We start from the raw sequence: 15,985 nt of genomic DNA on the forward strand, positions 1-15,985 counted from the left end.
GATCTAATCCGGTTGCCCCTGAGCGTCAGATATCACAGTAATATAGCCTTGATTCTCATGGTTCTTTTGCTGAGGGAAAGCATAGTTAAGCGTCCCGTCCTTAATCAAACGGCTAAGATAGTTCTGCCTTAGTGCGTCGGGATTTCGGCCAAACAAAGTGGCAAGAGATTTAAGGGAAAAATACTGTTCTTGGCACAAAGCAAGAATGCTTAATTCAAGATCTTCCTTTGGCAATCGCTTTTTCTCTCTTATTGAAAATGTTACGTCCTCAAGTAGCTTTCTGTACTTAGTGTCCAATGCATCTAAGTCGTCGATAAATGGGTAATCTAGACCTTGAAATAACCGTCTGCCAAAACCGTCGCGTGCCACGTTATTACTGATATCTGCGGAGGTGATTCCCGAAAGTTTGGAGGTGAGTCTTGAATACTCGGAGCTAAGCTCTGAATGTTCGGAGCTAGTACTCGGAGCGGTTGACTCTTCATCATTTAGAGTTCCATTTTTGAACACTTCATCTACCGTTGATACTTTTATGCCAGGAAGAGTACAGAACTTTTCTTTGTGCGAACCATTGGCTATTAGCATCTCGGCGTTCTCTAGCTTTTGAAAAGCTAACGTAACAGTACGAGATGATTCGTCTGTAATTTGCATGATACGTTCATGGTTTACCCATCGGTCTACATCTGCTGTGATTAGGATTAATCTTTCTAGTTCATTGAGATGATTGAACTTGTCTCCGAAAGTAGATTCTAGTCGATTGATAGTTTCACTAGGTACCAAGCTGACCATCTTGAGCTCTAGTACAGTTTGTTCAAATATCTCACCTTTGCGCTCTGTCGTGTTTTCATACAACTTAGGCTTTTGCCAATGCTGTGTGCTCCAGTTAGAGAAAATTTGGTTTACACCGGAACCCATTCTTTCACTCAGTCCAACCATGCGGAAAATGTCGTGAATAGCTGCATTTCGACAATCGCTATCTCCACCAACCATTGCTTGTTCTGGTGGGATACGCATCAAGCCTGGGTTAAGGAAGCCAAACATATCTGGTCGTTTTACAATAATGATTGGTTTAGGTGATGAAAAATCAGCGTGAGCTAATGTGTTGACTAGGGCCTCTCGAATAGCTTCATGTACAGGAGTAAAATCGGAGCGTTGATCTGAATCTAATTTGAAAGGTACTTTCAAATCCGTAGTAAGTTTTTTGTATACGATTAGGTAGAAATCGTACAGGTTGCCTGACCAACTTCCGTCGAGCGTAACGCGATCAATGTATCGTGAGGCACGAGAGGCATTCTCACGTTCTATATAATCTAGGTGGTAATGGCTAATGTAGTCTTTTATCGTTATATCTTGACCGAACATCAACAGTCCAGCCAACGTCAAACCTTCTTCGTTTGTGTTCCTGTCGCGTTTCCATGCACCGATACGGATAAGAAAATTACGATCATCTAAATCATTAAATCGATGTTCTGGTGAGCGTGCTTGGAAGTGCTGGCGATATTTTTTTAGGGTGGAAAGGTCAAGATCTTCCATACCGAAGTTGGCTAGTACTAGTGAGTCACGTGGCTCTGTTCCCTTTTCTGCAAACATGTGTTGTAGAGCCGCATCTGAAACATGGTTATCACCCTCATGGCCTCGCATGTATGTCCCAGTCTTTGGATTGTTTTTGACAAAAACTGGTTTTTGCTTTCGGTTAGCTCTTGGGACTGTAACTTTAATGATCGTTTTACCATTAGCGTTAAGCTCTTGAACATACTTGTCAGGGTCGCCTTCAAACAAGTTCACACTAACGCATTGCGGATTACTAAGGTTGTTGAAAATATCCTTTTTAATCTTGTCGGCATCATTGACTCCAGTTACTTCAAAAGAGCCATCATCATTTTCAGTAATTCCTAAAAAGATAGTCCCGCCATATGTATTGGCAAAAGCACTGTATGTAGACCACATATCTTTTGGTGCAGCAGATTTAGCTCGCTTGCATTCTATATCGCTACTCTCTTTGAGGTCTGCAATGATCTCTTGCCAATCTTCTAAATGACCCATTATTAACCTCTGATTTTCACTTGCATTGAAAGCACCCCTAACGGTTCCAGCCTATTACTTCTTTTTCATTTCCATTGCTATTCGCCCAATTACTTTGATGTCTCCCTCAGATACTTCAATCGTGGACGTGTCGAAAGCAATAGCCAACTTCTTACCTGGCAAACGCTGGACGTAGTTCACTGACAGAACTCCATCAATATCCAACAAATAGTCACCAGAGGCTGGCTGAGTTTCAGCTTTGTTTATGTATTGCAGACAACCGTTTTGCTCTAAGACGATCACATTATCCTTAGCCAGACCAAAGTCATGTAGCGTCGACAAGCCCAGTTCAACACTACCAGTTTTCTCTAGTGTTCCGTTGATGAGACTGAATTTGTCGAAGCTGTTTGTAGCAATAATCACTTCTTCATCTTCAGGGAAAGGTTCACCTTCTCCCAAAGCTAGGTAGCGAATTGATGCTCCGGTAGCAAGATGAGTCCTAATTATCAATTCCCAGCCAGTACGGTTGTGGGTATGCCACGTCGAAAACGTAGATTTTGGGATGCCGAAGTAATCTGCTAGTAAGTCATATGTCTTACAGCCCGTCACTTTTTTTAGCTTTTCAGTAAATTCACGCCCATTCAAATATTCAAATGGCGGTACTTTTGCGGGTATGTTTGCCATAAAGGTAACTTTTCTCTGCGTCAAAAGTAGCCAAAAAGCAGATCTAGATCAAAAAACACTCTTTTGAGTTATTTTGATGGATTGTTATATGGCTAACTTTGATCTAATAATTAGTCAAAGGGTAAAGATGGTTCATCAATGTCACTCAATAACCATCTAAAAAACACAATTAAACAGGATACCACTTATGGCAAGTATTCAAATAGCGGTTGATGCACCTTTTTGCACTAAAAAAGAGTTTCTCCGTCGCACCGGTTGGTCTGCATCCTCGCTAGACCGTGCCATTGCCGACGGCGATATCCCAATCCTTCCAAAGAAAGGTGAGAAAGGCTCTGTACTCATTAACTTGCCAAAGCTATTCCAGCGCTCAGCGGAGCAACAAGTATGAGAACTGCTATCCCACCTAAAACCAAACTCACTCAGCAAAATGCAATGAGTGAGTCTTGGGAAGAAAACCACCCAAACAAATGTCCGCTTTGGCTGAATATCATCGGCTGGTCATTCGTTTTCGTTCCTTTTTTCTTTAAATGAGTATTGGTTATGGACGCAAATAACTCAATGTGTGTATTACGCGAACGCAAACAACAAATTTTTGATGCTGCTTGTTGTGATTTTGTCGTCAATCACGATGTTGAAGCGATAGCCCGTAAGTTAGAGCTAAGTGGCACGATGCTTCGCAACAAGCTGAATCCGAACCAACCGCATGTACTTAAGCCGGTTGAGTTGGCGTTAATCAGCCGTGTTTCTGGTGACTACTCAATCGTAAACACGTTATTTGCCAATGATGGTGTCGTAACCATTCCACTTCCAAAAGACGAAGACGAACTCAACTTGCTTGAAAGGGTTCTTCAGCTAAATGCCCACTCTGGTGAGCTTTCTAGCGATGCGTTAGCCATGTGCACCGCAGAGCGTTTACCGCGATCTACTAAACGCAAAACCTTAGCCAAGGCGCAAGCCGCTTTGGGCAATCTGGTTTTGCTTATCAATGACCTTGAACACCGCACCACAGGCCTGCAGCCACTAATGCAATTTGGCACAGATTTTCTGGCTAATGGTGCACCTATTCCAGGCTTAGCCTAAACAGCTTGAGCCCGATTAAGAGGATATGAACACCATGAGTCAGTTAGCCAGACAACAAAAAACGCAGCCCCAAGTACCGAGTGCAGCAGATAGCATTGCCGCGTGTAAGTCGCTTTTTAATGGTGAGGCCACTCGTCGTAAGTTGAAAAAGGTGTTCAACAGCCTGCCAGACAAAAGCCGTGGTTTGGTGCTTATTGCAGGCGGTTTGCCAGCAAGAGATTACCAACGCCAATTCGAATCGTTCGATGATTTAGAGCTGCAGAAAATTCGCAAGGGGATGCAGTACTTAAAAGAAATCGTCGTGGGTTTTGATAAGCAATTTGGCGATGTTCGCCGCTTAAAACACTACCAATTCAGCAGTACCCATTAACAGCCTAGCCAGCCATTTGCCCCTGTAACAGGGGGCTTTTTTTCGTCTTAGCGTAGGAGCATAGAAGATGAGTGAACTAGAACAAGCCAAAAAAGTATTGGCTCAAGCCGAAAACGTTTTAGAACAATCAACACAAAATTTAGAAAAATCTCAGACATTTAATGAACTGATGGTGGAACAAAACCGCCGCCTTTCATTTGCGTTGTCTAGTCTGTTGCCAAGGCAATATGTAGTAACTCTTAATCCATGTGAAGTAACTTTTAACCCATATGAAGAGAAGCAACTTACTGAGTTAGCAAAAGCTATGAATTCAGGTTCGTTTGAAGTGATTGCCGAAGAACTAGCAGAGAACTTTAAGCAAAGAGAAGCCTTTGACATCGTTCACGCTATCAATGTGCTAGCAATGGCTAATACGGACATATTAAACATCAACACCCAATTCCGTGGTTGCAGCAATCTATTTATTGTCCGTGTTCGCCCATTGTCTGCAGTATCACCAGATGGAGATGAATATTCACTTTCACCAGTTACTTATCGTGAAGAAGTTAGCCTTGTTGATGGGTTCTATGAGGGTTGTCCAACAGGTGATTGCCCAATTCAACGTCTTTTAAGAATAGAAAGCGAAGTCACTGAGCAGATCATTGAAGCCCGTGAAGAAGCCGAAGCAAAAGCAGAGGTGACAGCATGAGCAATATCTACGAACAACTATTTAACCAGTCATTTGAACAGATTGCTGCACGCTTTGAAAAAAGCAGCACAGCGCAGCAAGAAGAAATCGTGATTCAGCTTGATGCTATTGCTAAAAAACTGACTCCTGTTCAAACCCACCGCCCACTAGAAGACGTTTTAGCCGACATCAAAGAAGCAATGCAGGGTGATCGTGCAAGCGTGTTCTTCGCTCACACCTATGTGAGCTGGTACCGCTCTTATCAAAACGAAAACGCCAAGCCACAGCTACACCATTGGTCACAGCTAGATATGAAAAACCGCAGCCTGTTTATTGAGATGCTGGCCTTGCGTGATCTTGGCCGCTGGGACGATGAAGTACTTTTTCAATTCGAACAATACTGCTTGTCAGTGATTGAGGGGTAAGGCATGAGCACTATCACCGTATTTCGTAAAGATTTAGAGCACGGCCTTCGTGGTGAAGGCTTTACCACTCGCAAAATTGAGCAGTTCATTCGTGTGTTCAAAGGCGTTGATTCAAGCCAGGGCGCAATGCTTCAGCTTGATTCTACTCGCGCTATGTTGGTCAACGTGAATGGTACTGAGCAAGGGTTATGTCTTGAAGACTTTATTACTGCTTGGTGGGTTTTCTGGGTTGTTGTATTCAACCAATCAACTGATAGCGCAATGCATCATCAAGCCTTAGGCGCAATTCGCGCACTTTTCTTTGTTTCTGCTTGCAATAAAGCACTAGCCAAAACGCAACCATGCAAATGTGGTGGAGAGACTGTGAGCCGCTACATGGATACCCAACAGTGGAGGCGATGTGATGCTGCATGAATTTGTAAGCCACGGAGAAAAACTGAAAGTCACAAATGCGGGATGGGTGAATTCAGCTCGAGCAGTTTACGTGACCTATACAGGCAACGATGGTTGGGGTGTTTCAATTACGATTCCAGAGTCAAAGCTCAGTGAGTTTTTAGATGATCCAATTGCCCAGTACGCATTCATTTGGAAAGCCAAAAGGTACCTAGGAATGGAGGAACCATCATGCAATACGCCGCAGTAATGCTTTGTCCTGATGGCGGAATCGTCCGCCATCAAGATACCCAAGAAGTTGCCAATGTTTTGGTTGGCGACTTTGAATCAATGGAAGTGGCAATTGAACAAGCTTGCCAAGACCTAAGTTGCACTCACCTACACAAAGGGGTGATCAGCAAGGGAAAAGGGAAAGGCGGTTTTATGTTGGTTACAACTCAAGAATTGGAGGAAGTATGAGCATACAGGACGCATTGAAAGAAGCAGGTTCACGTCCTGCAAAGGACATAGCTCAAGACTATGGAATTTCTAGCAATTACCTCCGTTCTGCTGCGTCTCGACGTGGTATTTCTCTCGCTTACAGTTTGGTAAATGTAGTAAAGAAATCTTGGACAAACAAAGAAGAGCAATTTCTGAAACTTAATGCGCAATGCATGACAGCCAAAGAAATTGGAAAGCATCTAAATCGAACAGAAGTTGGCATCAAGAGTAAAGCCAAGCAGCTTGCCGAAAAGATGGATCTTGATTACAGCTATGTCCAATGCATTTTGAAATACCGCATTAGACGGAATGGGTGATCGGCTTTGAGCACTTCAAAACCTGAATTCTCGACTAAACAAAAACGTGCAGCCTCCATCGCTTGTAAGCAATGGGGGCATTTGCACGTTTATCCGCAAAAACCTAAGGCAGTAGAAGTTTTGGCAGAACGCCCTGTGTTTGATCGTGAACCGGAGGGTATGAGTGTTACGGAACGCAAACTGTTTGAAGCGAACCCAGAAGACTTCGAGTGGGCACGAGAAAGAATTAAAGACCTACCGGATTACCTAACCAAGTACTTCGTGACTCGTTACATTTCAGTTTTCGAAAAGAAAAGCAGAAGAGAAGCGAACATCTTTTTGCGTGAGCGCATGGGGCCAGCTGCAGAACGTGCGTTTATGGTTTTGCGCAAATACAAAAAACTACCGACAACCCAAAAGGTTTCTTTGCTTAGTGAAGAGTTTAGCGACACTGAGCAAAGTGACTTTGCCAACAATAAGCAAGCTTATTTTGATTTTGATAAGGTAGAGCAAAATCGCAAGCCAGTAAAAAATCGATTACTCGCAGAGCTTGAGCCATCTGAAATCAAAGAGATGGCTTTTAAACTTTCTGTCATTGTTGATCGCTTTTTTCGATTGGAAAGCGACAAATATCACGCAAAGACCGAGCTTGGTACCACCATGGCGGTGGTGTTCACCTATGAGCAAGTAGCTAAGTTCGTGACCGATACTTTTGGTGTTAAGCCTCCTCGCAAGTACAAAGATCAATCCGAACTATCTGCCCTACAAGACATCTCAAGGCTGATCAGCGAGAAGTGGTGGTGTGGTCGTCTTAATAAAATCCGCAAAATTATGCGTGAGCACCTAGCCATTGCAATGGGACAAGTCTCTTCTAAGGCTTCACCGTATGCGTCTTGGGATTGTGTTCGTGAACACCAAGAACAGCAAACGGCCAACTATGAATACATCAAACAGTGCCAGCTATTAGATGAAGAAACAGGTGAAGAAGCTGATTTGTGGGATATGGTCAAAAAGAGTGTGGCTAACCCTGCGATACGTCGTCATGAATTAATGGTGCGTTGTCGTGGCTGTGAAGACATTGGCAACGAGTTGGGTTTACAAGGTTTGTTCTTAACGCTGACCACGCCAGCTAAATATCACAACTCATACAAGAAAGGCGGTTTCATTGGTCACTGGAACGGCGCAAGCCCACGTGATGCACAAACGTACTTAAACAATGTATGGCAACGAATCCGTGCCAAGTTAGGCCGCAAAGACATCCGTTGGTTTGGGGTTCGCGTTGCAGAGCCGCATCACGATGGCACACCACACTGGCACTTGCTTATCTGGGTTAAGCCAGAGGACAAAGAGTTAGTTACAGAAATATTTGTCGATTACGCAACGAAAGAAGACAAACACGAGCTATTTGATAAACAAGGCAAGTTTGATCACTCGGCTCGTTGTGATGTAGGCGAAATTGACCCAGAGTTAGGTACCGCAACAGGATACATCGCTAAATACATTTCCAAAAACATCGACGGTTTCGCTATGGACGATGAAGTGTCCGACGAAACTGGCAAGTCAGTTAAAGACATGGCGAAGAATGTGAGTGCTTGGAAAAGCCGTTGGAACATTCGCCAGTTCCAGTTCTTCGGTGGTGCACCGGTTACGACTTACCGTGAATTACGCCGCTTTGCTAACCAGAACAAAAAAGCGTTTATGGAATACCTCTTCATGCAAGAGCGCGTCGACCTACTCACTATTTACTCGATGCTACAGCGTGATTTGGTTGGGCCTATCAAGCCGAGTAAGCTGATCACCAATGAAGAGTTGATGAAGGTGATTGGTGATAGCTACCAAGCACGCACCAAGTCAGAAGATTCAAGCATCACAGATACTTTAAAAGCTGCCGACCATGGTAACTGGCAAGGTTACATAATGGGGCAAGGTGGCCCATTCGTTAAACGTGAAGATTTGCTGATCGTGAACTCTTATGAGGTTTTGCCGTTTGCTTCACCACATGGGGAAGATGTTCGCAAAATCGAAGGCTTCGCAACACCAGAAGAAACTATCAAAACACGCACTAAGGTTTGGACAATCCAGAAGAAGTCCAAGGTTAATAATGATGTTGAAGCGGGGGCTCTTGCTCTTTCTGGAGCCTCTGGCTCCTCTCGGAGTTCTGTCAATAACTGTACGGAGCCCGAGAAAGTACAGGTCTGCGATCAGCTAACTAGGTTATTAGCTCCAAATGAAATATTGGCGAATAGCCCATCAAATATTGATGACTTTGCCTTAACTGCATTGTTAAAAGGCAGCTCACTAAAAGTAGATAACGAGACAAGTCTTAAAATCCGCCCTGCGGAGGTAGACGAACACGGCAATAAACGCCCAGCACAGCTTGTCGTTTATTGCCGTGCACCTGCAGATGATCTGAAATGGATGGATTTTGAGGGGTGGCACCAACTATTTACCCAACCTGAGCAAGTAAAAGATGAATACCAACAACCAGACCTCTCTTTCTTCCCTGAGTTGGAAAACGATTGGCCGTTAGTCTAGAAAATAGTCCAGCTTTGATAATATTGAATGTTTTGGTTGTGATGGTGTTCAAAATTTTTGAAATTGATGTTTTACGTATTAAATGTGGCAAAATAGCGAAATAAATGGAGTGTTTTATTATGGTTGAAAATTTCTATGTGCCTGAAAGTTAAGGGTATTACTAATAAAGTGGTATTCAAATGTTGTGCTGATATTAAATCTAATATTTCCCTTTGTGGTAACATGGTGACACAGCTGATAATTTGGCGAAAAATGGGGTGTTGACAGTAAAATTCAAATTGGCACTATAAATACACCATCCCTTCCAAATCCATCCTCTTCAATTTTATTAGCCATAACATAACTGACCAACATGCAACCTTTTTAATTTTGGTAATCTGTTGATTTAAAACAACTTTACGGCGCTTGCATATCTTCAAAGCTGTTATAGGTTAATAGGCGAGCTTCAAGGCTGCAGGCGCATTTAGGAAATATATCTACGCCAGGTATGCTGAAAGTAAGGTGAACAGAAGTAGGAGAACACATGCCAAATCTCAGTCAGAAGACGACATATCAATACATTGTAGAACTAGAAGATGAGAAGTTAGCCACAGCTCAGACAATGGAAGAACAGCTAACTATCCTCAGCCACTTTAGAACGATGCGTGATGCTATTTATCAACGAGAATTAGAGTCATTTCTTACAGCACACTAGACAGATTTGTTTGCTGGCTGCGGTAGTCTTACTGGGTTAACCACTCGTTGTGGTTAACCAAAAACTTACAGTAGATCTCACAGCCGAAAATCTGCGCTGGAATACTGTTTTTATATACAGTATATTTCATGTGTAAATTGTAAGGATATTGATATGTCTAAAGAAAAACAGTTATTTCAATCTGCACTCGACGTAATCATTGATGGTGTGGCTGTCAGTTCGGCGGGGGAAGGTAGACAGGAAGCTGGTGTGATCTTGTTGGAAGGGTTACTAAGTAAATACGGTCATTTGGTAGACGATGAAAAACAAAAAGCCATCCGTTCGATCATTGGGATGGCTGCTGAAGTGGATAGTTCAATATTCAGGATATAGCATGGAGAGTTGTTGTTTTAGCTCCGCCCTATGTTCTGGTGCGAGCGCTTTTACCATATTGAAGGCGAGCTGCGAGGTGGTTTTAGCACTAGGGCTAAGGGAATGGCTAAAAGACAAATTCATCACAAACGAGTGACCACATTCAGGGTCACTGCAAGAGCAATATAAATCTGCGTACTTAGCACTTATTCTGTTTGATTTTTGGATGCGGCTTTTTTCACCGCATTCGGGGCAAAACACTCTCATAACAATGACCTAGCTGAACTGACTGACAGTTCAATATTAAGCCATAAACTGTGTTTTTGTACAGTTTTATGCAGTTGTTCCTGTCTCGGTATCAAACTTCAAGCGGAGCTGTTTGGGGATCTCCGGGTCGCTGTTCACTTCATCCATAATCAGTTCACAAACGGGAATGATTTCATCTTTGGCGTACTCGCTGCCAATCTTGATCGGGTCGCCTAAACTGGTGGTACCCTGAGGGATAATTCCTGCTTTGCCTACTGGGAAGCGATGGCCCACTAGAACGTCTTGTGCGGTGATATTTTTGATTCGCTCAAACTCATCTTTGGTGGCAATGTCACCCACAGGAATTAATTGAATCCCTTTCTCTTTCCCGTTAGGGATGTTCACAAACATGCTGCGGAAGTTACCCACTCCTTTTGAACTGGCAATGGTTTTCTTCATCATCTCTTCGTCTTCTTCGCTCAAGCTAGGGTCAGTCGCGTAAAAGATAAAGCCCATGTGCGCCCCGTTCTTGTAATAACGGCGGCGAAATAGCGTGGCATCTTTGTTTAGTAAGCTGCTTTGAATACTACCCAAGTAATCAGCCAAACCATAGATTTGTTGTTGCGGGTCGTACTGAGGCAAGAAGATCACATCTTCTTTGCGGTATTCTCGTTGTTGATTATCTCGTTCAAGAATAATGAAGTTGCCGTTTTTGCGCTTACGTAAGTACATACCTGGCAACGGATGCAAACGCACTACACGCTTGAAACCATCACGGATTTTTAAGAAAGCGGCATCACCAAAGGTGAAGTAATCGCGGCAAAAGGCTTGAATGTGCCTACGGCGAGTCGAACCACCTTGTTGAAATCGTCCTGCGACATAGTTGGCCCGAGCAATCAACAAAGAGCCGTGATAAGCGTTGGCTCTGGCAATGTCGGCCAATCCAGTGCGTGAAATTGGCGGTTCCCAATAGTTGTCGGTGTCGTTGTAAAACAAATCTGAGTAGGAAGTCATCCAACTATTAGAGTCGATGGCCTCCGGTGATGAGTCGATGTGGTAGACCGACTCGGGTGCTTGTTTTTCTTGTTTGACTAAAGTTTCTGTTTGCTCGGTCATGCTGCGGTTGCCCAAGTTGATTTAGTTGGTGTTGAGTGGTCTAGCGGCTCATTGGCGACGGCGTGAGAGATAGCCCAGAATGCATCGGCATGGCCTGTGGTCTGGCTGCGCTCTGCCTTGAATGTCATGGCGTTACCGCTGGCCGTTGGTACTCGCTTAATAGCCATGAATGCCATAGCAATATCTTTATGTTCGGCATCAAATTGAAGTCGGTTGGCTTCTACAACGTCGATCATCTTCATTACTAGGCGGTTTTTTTGTTCGTTGCTGTAGTGGATTGCGTGAGCCTCACGCGGGTATTTTTTCGAAATCAAATCCCAAACACCACCGCCAATGCCTGTGGTATCGACGCCAATGTAAGTGACTTTGTAACGCTGAAATACTTTTTCGATTTCTGAAACGTGATACTGGAAGTTGAGTCCTTTCCAATAGTGCTTTTCCAATACACGGAATTTTTCACCCGCTACGGCAGGTGGAGCCACAACCACCAAGCAGGCATTGTCTCGGGTTCGGGATGGGTCATAACCTAGCCAAACCTCTCGACGGGCAAAGGGTTGTTTATTGTTTGGTTTGAAGTCTTGCCAGTGAGCCGTGTCTACCATGCCTTTTTCAAGGTCAGAGAACTTGAAGACAGAAAGCGAACCATCAACAAATACACACATAAATAGGTTGTTGAAGTCGTCTTGGCTGTATTCTTCTCGCAGTTCGTCAATGTCGAATAGGTCACAACCACCATTAGCGGCATCTTCAATGGTTACAACATAACGCCACTGCTTATCGTCGCAGAGTCGGCCACCATCGCGATATTCTTCAAAGGTTGGAAATTCAATCTTGGCGCGAGACTCTTTGCCTTTTCGCCACTGGTCGCCTGTCCAAAATGGGTAAGCCTGGTGCATCTTCGATGATGGCGTGGAAAAGTAAGTTTTGCGCCATTTCTTGTGCGTAGCCATTGCCGAAGCAAGTTTGTTCAGCTCGTCAAACTTGGGTATCCAGAAATATTCATCGACATAAACGTGGCCGTGGTAACTCTGGGCTGTTTTGCTGTTGGTTGATAAAAAGCGAAGTTCGGCACCGTTAGACAGAATGATCGGGTTGCCGGTTAACTCGATGTCTAAGAACTCTTTACCAATGGCAATAATGTAGCTGCGGAAAACTTCGGCTTGAGCGCGAGAGGCTGAAAGGAATATTTGGTTATCGCCCGTTAGAATTGCGTCTTCTAACGCTTCACCACTGAAATAGTAAGTTGCACCAATCTGGCGTGATTTTAGGATGTTGCGAATACGCTGCTTAATGTTGTTACGCATGACATGCTGATATTCGAACAGCGATTCATGCCAATCTACAAAGTCACTTTCACATAGGTGCTCGATGTTGTTTTTGCCTTTGCCTTTTTTCTTGCTGTTGCCACTACCACCACGGCTTTGATTAGACGGCTCGGAACCATTCGACTTCGAGCTGCCTTGCGAGAGCATGCGTTCAGCTTTGGCTTTTGCATCGGCATTCGCTTTTAGCAACTTAACGTGATGGTCTATGAGCTTATCCATCTCTTTAAGCTGCTGATCGGTTTTCTCGTCTTTATCAATTAACACGGCCAAACGGCGGTTAATCATTTCCTCTACAGAAAGTTCGTTCAACAACAAAGCCCAGCCGAATTTCTCCGCCCAGGTATAAATGATGCGGTCGCTATTTAGGTTAAGTTGCGCCGCTATTTCCTTTGGAGGTACTCCGCGTAAATAAAGCTTTTTCGCGGCCTCTTTTATTTCGTCTGAATATGCCATAGCTGCATCATACGCCCCGAAAACTCTCAAATGACTAAGCAAAATTCGGATGAATTCGGATTTAGCCAAAATCCGAATTTCTAGGAATTGAAGTGGCTGAAAGCAGTCAGTCAAAGGCGTATTGTTTGCCGTGACCAAGATTCATTTGACGTAATTAACTAGGCAAACGACAAATATGAGTAAAACCAGTGATTGGAATATTGTTGCAACTGAAGGCGCTACCGTAGACGGTCGTCAGATTAGCGCAGCACAAATTAAAGAGATGGGTGAGTCGTATTCGCCTGCACTTTATGCCGCATTAATTTGGCCTGAACACTCTCGCTCTCATTGGAACGTATTCGAAGGTAACAACTGGGGTGAAGTGCCGGAAGTTAAAGCCGAAAAACGTGCAGGTAAGTTGCGATTACTTGCCAAGATTACGCCCAATGACCTCTTACTCTCCGCTAACAAAAAAGGTCAGAAGCTCTATACCTCTATCGAGATGCACCCAGATTTCCAAGGAACGGGGCGAGCTTACCTGATTGGCCTAGCTGTGACTGACTCCCCAGCCTCAACAGGCACGACTCGCCTCAAGTTCTCTCGCCAAGCGGGTGAAACTCAAGAGATTGAAACCGATTCATTGGAGCAAATAGACCTTAGCGAGTTTTACTCTGTCAATCCGTTAGCGCAAGCATTTGCGACCATCGCAAGCTATTTCCAATCTGGTGGGGAACTGCCAGAAACACCAACTGAACAGCCAGAACCAGAGGAAACGGAAGTGACCGAAGAACAATTAAAAGCAGCACTAAAAGAGCAATTTGGTGTGCTTAAAGAAGATTTAAAAACTGAGCTGAAAAACGAACTCAAACAAGAGTTTGGTCAGCAAACCCCAGAAACACCAGAACCGGAACAAAAACCGGAAGGTACAACAGTCGAGCAGTTCTCTGCTGCAGTAAGTACGGCTATTGCGCCTCTGATGGAAAAAGTTTCTGGCCTTGAAACTAAGTTCAACGCCCTTTCGAAAGAAGTACCTGGTCAAGAGCCTCAAGGCGAAGGTGCGGCGGAAGACACAAGCCACTTTTTGTAAGGAGCAATAGTAAATGCAATTAACTCAAACCGCTCGTGCATTACTGGAAGAATACTGCGCAAAACAGTGTGAAGTATTTTCTCGCCCTGATGTGAGTAAGCAATTCGCTATTTCGGGCCCAGTTGAAACGGCGTTAAAAAACAAGCTGATGGAATCAGTTGATTTCCTCAAGCTGATCACTGTTGAAGATGTAGACCAAATTTCAGGCCAAGTTGTTGATGTTGGTACCAACAAGCTACATACAGGCCGTAAAAAAGGCGGTCGTCATACCACATCAAGTGGTGTTGATGGCAATACCTACACCTTAGTCGAAACCGACTCTTGTGCTGTTGTTACGTGGGATTTGTTAAGCGTTTGGGCGAACTCCGGTAAGCCTGGCGAATTCATGAAGCGCCTAAACGAAAACGCAACGCTGAATTTCGCGCAAGACATTCTTCGTGTTGGCTTCAACGGTACTTCGGTAGCGGAAACAACGAACCCAACGACTAACCCTAACGGTGAAGACGTTAACAAAGGCTGGCAGCAGCTAGTGAAAGAAAAATCACCAGACCAAATCATTGATGTAGACATTTATCTAGATCCTGATGGCGGTGGTGACTACACCAACTTAGATGCAATGGCGTCTGACTTAATCAATACCAAGATTCATCCAGCTTTACGAAGTGACCCGAATTTAATTGTGTTGGTTGGTGCTGATCTTCTTTCATTCGAACAGGCGCGTTTATATGACGCAGCAACTACGCCAACAGAGAAGAAGGCAGCACAACAATTGCCTAACTCTATTGCTGGTCGTCGTGCAATGTCGCCTCCGTTCTTCCCTGGTATGCGAATGACAGTCACCACGCTGAAAAACTTGCATGTATACACGCAGAAAAACACGCGTCACCGCAAGTCTGAACATGTAGAAGACCGCAAGCAGCATGAAAACTCATACCTACGTAATGAAGGTTATGCGGTGGGTGATCATGAAGGTTACGCAAGCTTCAATGAAGCGAAAGTGCACTTCGGTGCGACACCTGCTGAATAAGGGTAAATGAATATGCGCTTATCTCCTGGCATGAGAGACAACCTAGAGAAGAAAGCAGCGAGAGAGCAGAAAGCTTTTAATGTTAGCCCTGCAGCTGACACTGATAGTTTGCACATCAAGCTGATTGACTTCGAAGAAGACCGCAAGCATTTGCGCTCTTTCAATGCGATTGCTGATCGTGTCGAGCATAAGCGCAATGTCTTAGTCCCGAAATACAAGCCGTATGTTCAAAGCTACTTAGAAAGCGGTGAGCAGTTCGAAAACCCAATTTTTACCAACTTGGTGATCTGGCTATTCGATATTAAAGAGCTGGATACCGCGATTGAGTGGTGTATGACGGCAATCGAACGTGACTTGCCAACGCCAGAGAACTTCCGCCGTGACTGGCCGACATTCTGTGCTGATGAAGTACTGGCTTGGGCTGAAAGCGAGTCTGAACGTGGTAACTCGATTGAACCTTACTTCTCCAATGTGTTTGAGAAGATCGAAAAAGATTGGCGTTTACACGAAAAGGTTCACGCCAAGTGGTTCAAGTTTGCAGGCTTATACCTGATTCGAAATGAAGAAGGCCAACCGCAAGCGACAGCAATCGGCAACTTGGAAACGTTGGAAAAGGCTTTGGATCTGCTTCAACACGCCCACGATAAGCACAGCAAAGTGGGTGTGGGTACCCAAATCAAGAAAATAGAACAACGTATTCGTGCCATTAAAGACGGCAAGAATCTTTAAAGACTCCTACGCCACCGCGCCTCGGCTGG

Annotated in this window: 19 protein-coding genes and 1 pseudogene; 15 read left to right on the plus strand and 5 right to left on the minus strand. The window is 44.3% G+C overall.

The features are described 5' to 3' along the window. Positions 1-3 precede the first annotated feature (3 nt). Positions 4-2,040 (minus strand): RNA-binding domain-containing protein, encoded by a 2,037-nt coding sequence (locus tag L1D60_RS12745; RefSeq protein ID WP_239841376.1) that lies wholly within the window; start codon positions 2,038-2,040, stop codon positions 4-6. A 54-nt stretch (positions 2,041-2,094) separates the two neighbouring features. Beyond that, on the minus strand, positions 2,095-2,703 hold the full coding sequence (locus L1D60_RS12750) for a phage repressor protein CI (RefSeq protein ID WP_239841377.1): 609 nt from the start codon (positions 2,701-2,703) through the stop codon (positions 2,095-2,097). Positions 2,704-2,890: 187 nt separating this feature from the next. Here L1D60_RS12750 and L1D60_RS12755 point away from each other — a divergent pair, with 187 nt between their 5' ends. The 12 genes and pseudogenes from L1D60_RS12755 to L1D60_RS12810 all read left to right on the plus strand — a co-directional run bounded on the left by L1D60_RS12755 (position 2,891) and on the right by L1D60_RS12810 (position 10,015). Continuing rightward, positions 2,891-3,091, plus strand: a complete 201-nt coding sequence (locus L1D60_RS12755) for a Rha family transcriptional regulator (protein WP_239841378.1) — start codon at positions 2,891-2,893, stop codon at positions 3,089-3,091. A 152-nt stretch (positions 3,092-3,243) separates the two neighbouring features. Beyond that, positions 3,244-3,783 (plus strand): phage regulatory CII family protein, encoded by a 540-nt coding sequence (locus tag L1D60_RS12760; protein ID WP_239841379.1) that lies wholly within the window; start codon positions 3,244-3,246, stop codon positions 3,781-3,783. Between the two features lie 34 nt (positions 3,784-3,817). Continuing rightward, positions 3,818-4,153, plus strand: a complete 336-nt coding sequence (locus tag L1D60_RS12765; protein ID WP_239841380.1) for a hypothetical protein — start codon at positions 3,818-3,820, stop codon at positions 4,151-4,153. Between the two features lie 67 nt (positions 4,154-4,220). Beyond that, positions 4,221-4,841 carry a hypothetical protein gene (locus L1D60_RS12770; protein ID WP_239841381.1) on the plus strand — a complete coding sequence of 207 codons (621 nt, stop codon included), beginning with the start codon at positions 4,221-4,223 and terminating at the stop codon, positions 4,839-4,841. Further along, on the plus strand, positions 4,838-5,245 hold the full coding sequence (locus L1D60_RS12775) for a hypothetical protein (RefSeq protein ID WP_239841382.1): 408 nt from the start codon (positions 4,838-4,840) through the stop codon (positions 5,243-5,245). Before L1D60_RS12770 ends, L1D60_RS12775 begins: the two co-directional genes overlap by 4 nt. A gap of 3 nt (positions 5,246-5,248) precedes the next feature. After that, positions 5,249-5,649: pseudogene (locus L1D60_RS12780) on the plus strand (hypothetical protein). Between the two features lie 56 nt (positions 5,650-5,705). Further along, positions 5,706-5,888, plus strand: a complete 183-nt coding sequence (locus L1D60_RS12785; protein ID WP_239841383.1) for a hypothetical protein — start codon at positions 5,706-5,708, stop codon at positions 5,886-5,888. Further along, entirely contained in the window at positions 5,870-6,097 is a 228-nt protein-coding gene (locus tag L1D60_RS12790) for a hypothetical protein (protein ID WP_239841384.1), read from the plus strand. The genes L1D60_RS12785 and L1D60_RS12790 overlap by 19 nt, the downstream gene beginning before the upstream one ends. Then, positions 6,094-6,435: a hypothetical protein gene (locus tag L1D60_RS12795; protein WP_239841385.1), complete on the plus strand. Its 342-nt coding sequence runs from the start codon at positions 6,094-6,096 to the stop codon at positions 6,433-6,435. The genes L1D60_RS12790 and L1D60_RS12795 overlap by 4 nt, the downstream gene beginning before the upstream one ends. A 6-nt stretch (positions 6,436-6,441) precedes the next feature. Beyond that, a complete protein-coding gene (locus L1D60_RS12800) occupies positions 6,442-8,949 on the plus strand; it encodes a replication endonuclease (RefSeq protein ID WP_239841386.1) in 2,508 nt (835 codons plus the stop codon). A 523-nt stretch (positions 8,950-9,472) separates the two neighbouring features. Further along, entirely contained in the window at positions 9,473-9,643 is a 171-nt protein-coding gene (locus L1D60_RS12805) for a hypothetical protein (RefSeq protein WP_239841387.1), read from the plus strand. A gap of 153 nt (positions 9,644-9,796) precedes the next feature. Further along, positions 9,797-10,015, plus strand: a complete 219-nt coding sequence (locus tag L1D60_RS12810) for a hypothetical protein (RefSeq protein WP_239841388.1) — start codon at positions 9,797-9,799, stop codon at positions 10,013-10,015. On the opposite strand, the gene L1D60_RS12815 is transcribed toward L1D60_RS12810, so the two are convergent. From L1D60_RS12815 to L1D60_RS12825, 3 genes are all read right to left on the minus strand, one after another. Continuing rightward, entirely contained in the window at positions 9,998-10,261 is a 264-nt protein-coding gene (locus tag L1D60_RS12815; protein ID WP_239841389.1) for an ogr/Delta-like zinc finger family protein, read from the minus strand. The genes L1D60_RS12810 and L1D60_RS12815 overlap by 18 nt on opposite strands. A gap of 66 nt (positions 10,262-10,327) precedes the next feature. Then, entirely contained in the window at positions 10,328-11,356 is a 1,029-nt protein-coding gene (locus L1D60_RS12820; RefSeq protein ID WP_239841390.1) for a phage portal protein, read from the minus strand. Next, entirely contained in the window at positions 11,353-13,134 is a 1,782-nt protein-coding gene (locus L1D60_RS12825; protein ID WP_239841391.1) for a terminase family protein, read from the minus strand. The genes L1D60_RS12820 and L1D60_RS12825 overlap by 4 nt, the downstream gene beginning before the upstream one ends. A gap of 175 nt (positions 13,135-13,309) precedes the next feature. Between L1D60_RS12825 and L1D60_RS12830 the strand changes: the two genes are divergently transcribed. Genes L1D60_RS12830 through gpM form a run of 3 tightly spaced genes read left to right on the plus strand, consistent with a single transcriptional unit; the run spans position 13,310 to position 15,956 of the window. After that, positions 13,310-14,200: a GPO family capsid scaffolding protein gene (locus L1D60_RS12830; protein ID WP_239841392.1), complete on the plus strand. Its 891-nt coding sequence runs from the start codon at positions 13,310-13,312 to the stop codon at positions 14,198-14,200. Positions 14,201-14,213: 13 nt separating this feature from the next. Further along, positions 14,214-15,227, plus strand: a complete 1,014-nt coding sequence (locus tag L1D60_RS12835) for a phage major capsid protein, P2 family (protein ID WP_239841393.1) — start codon at positions 14,214-14,216, stop codon at positions 15,225-15,227. A 12-nt stretch (positions 15,228-15,239) separates the two neighbouring features. Next, a complete protein-coding gene (gene gpM, locus L1D60_RS12840; RefSeq protein ID WP_239841394.1) occupies positions 15,240-15,956 on the plus strand; it encodes a phage terminase small subunit in 717 nt (238 codons plus the stop codon). The last annotated feature ends 29 nt before the right edge of the window (positions 15,957-15,985 follow it).

This window comes from Vibrio sp. Isolate30 (assembly GCF_022397975.1).
Taxonomy (GTDB): domain Bacteria; phylum Pseudomonadota; class Gammaproteobacteria; order Enterobacterales; family Vibrionaceae; genus Vibrio; species Vibrio fortis.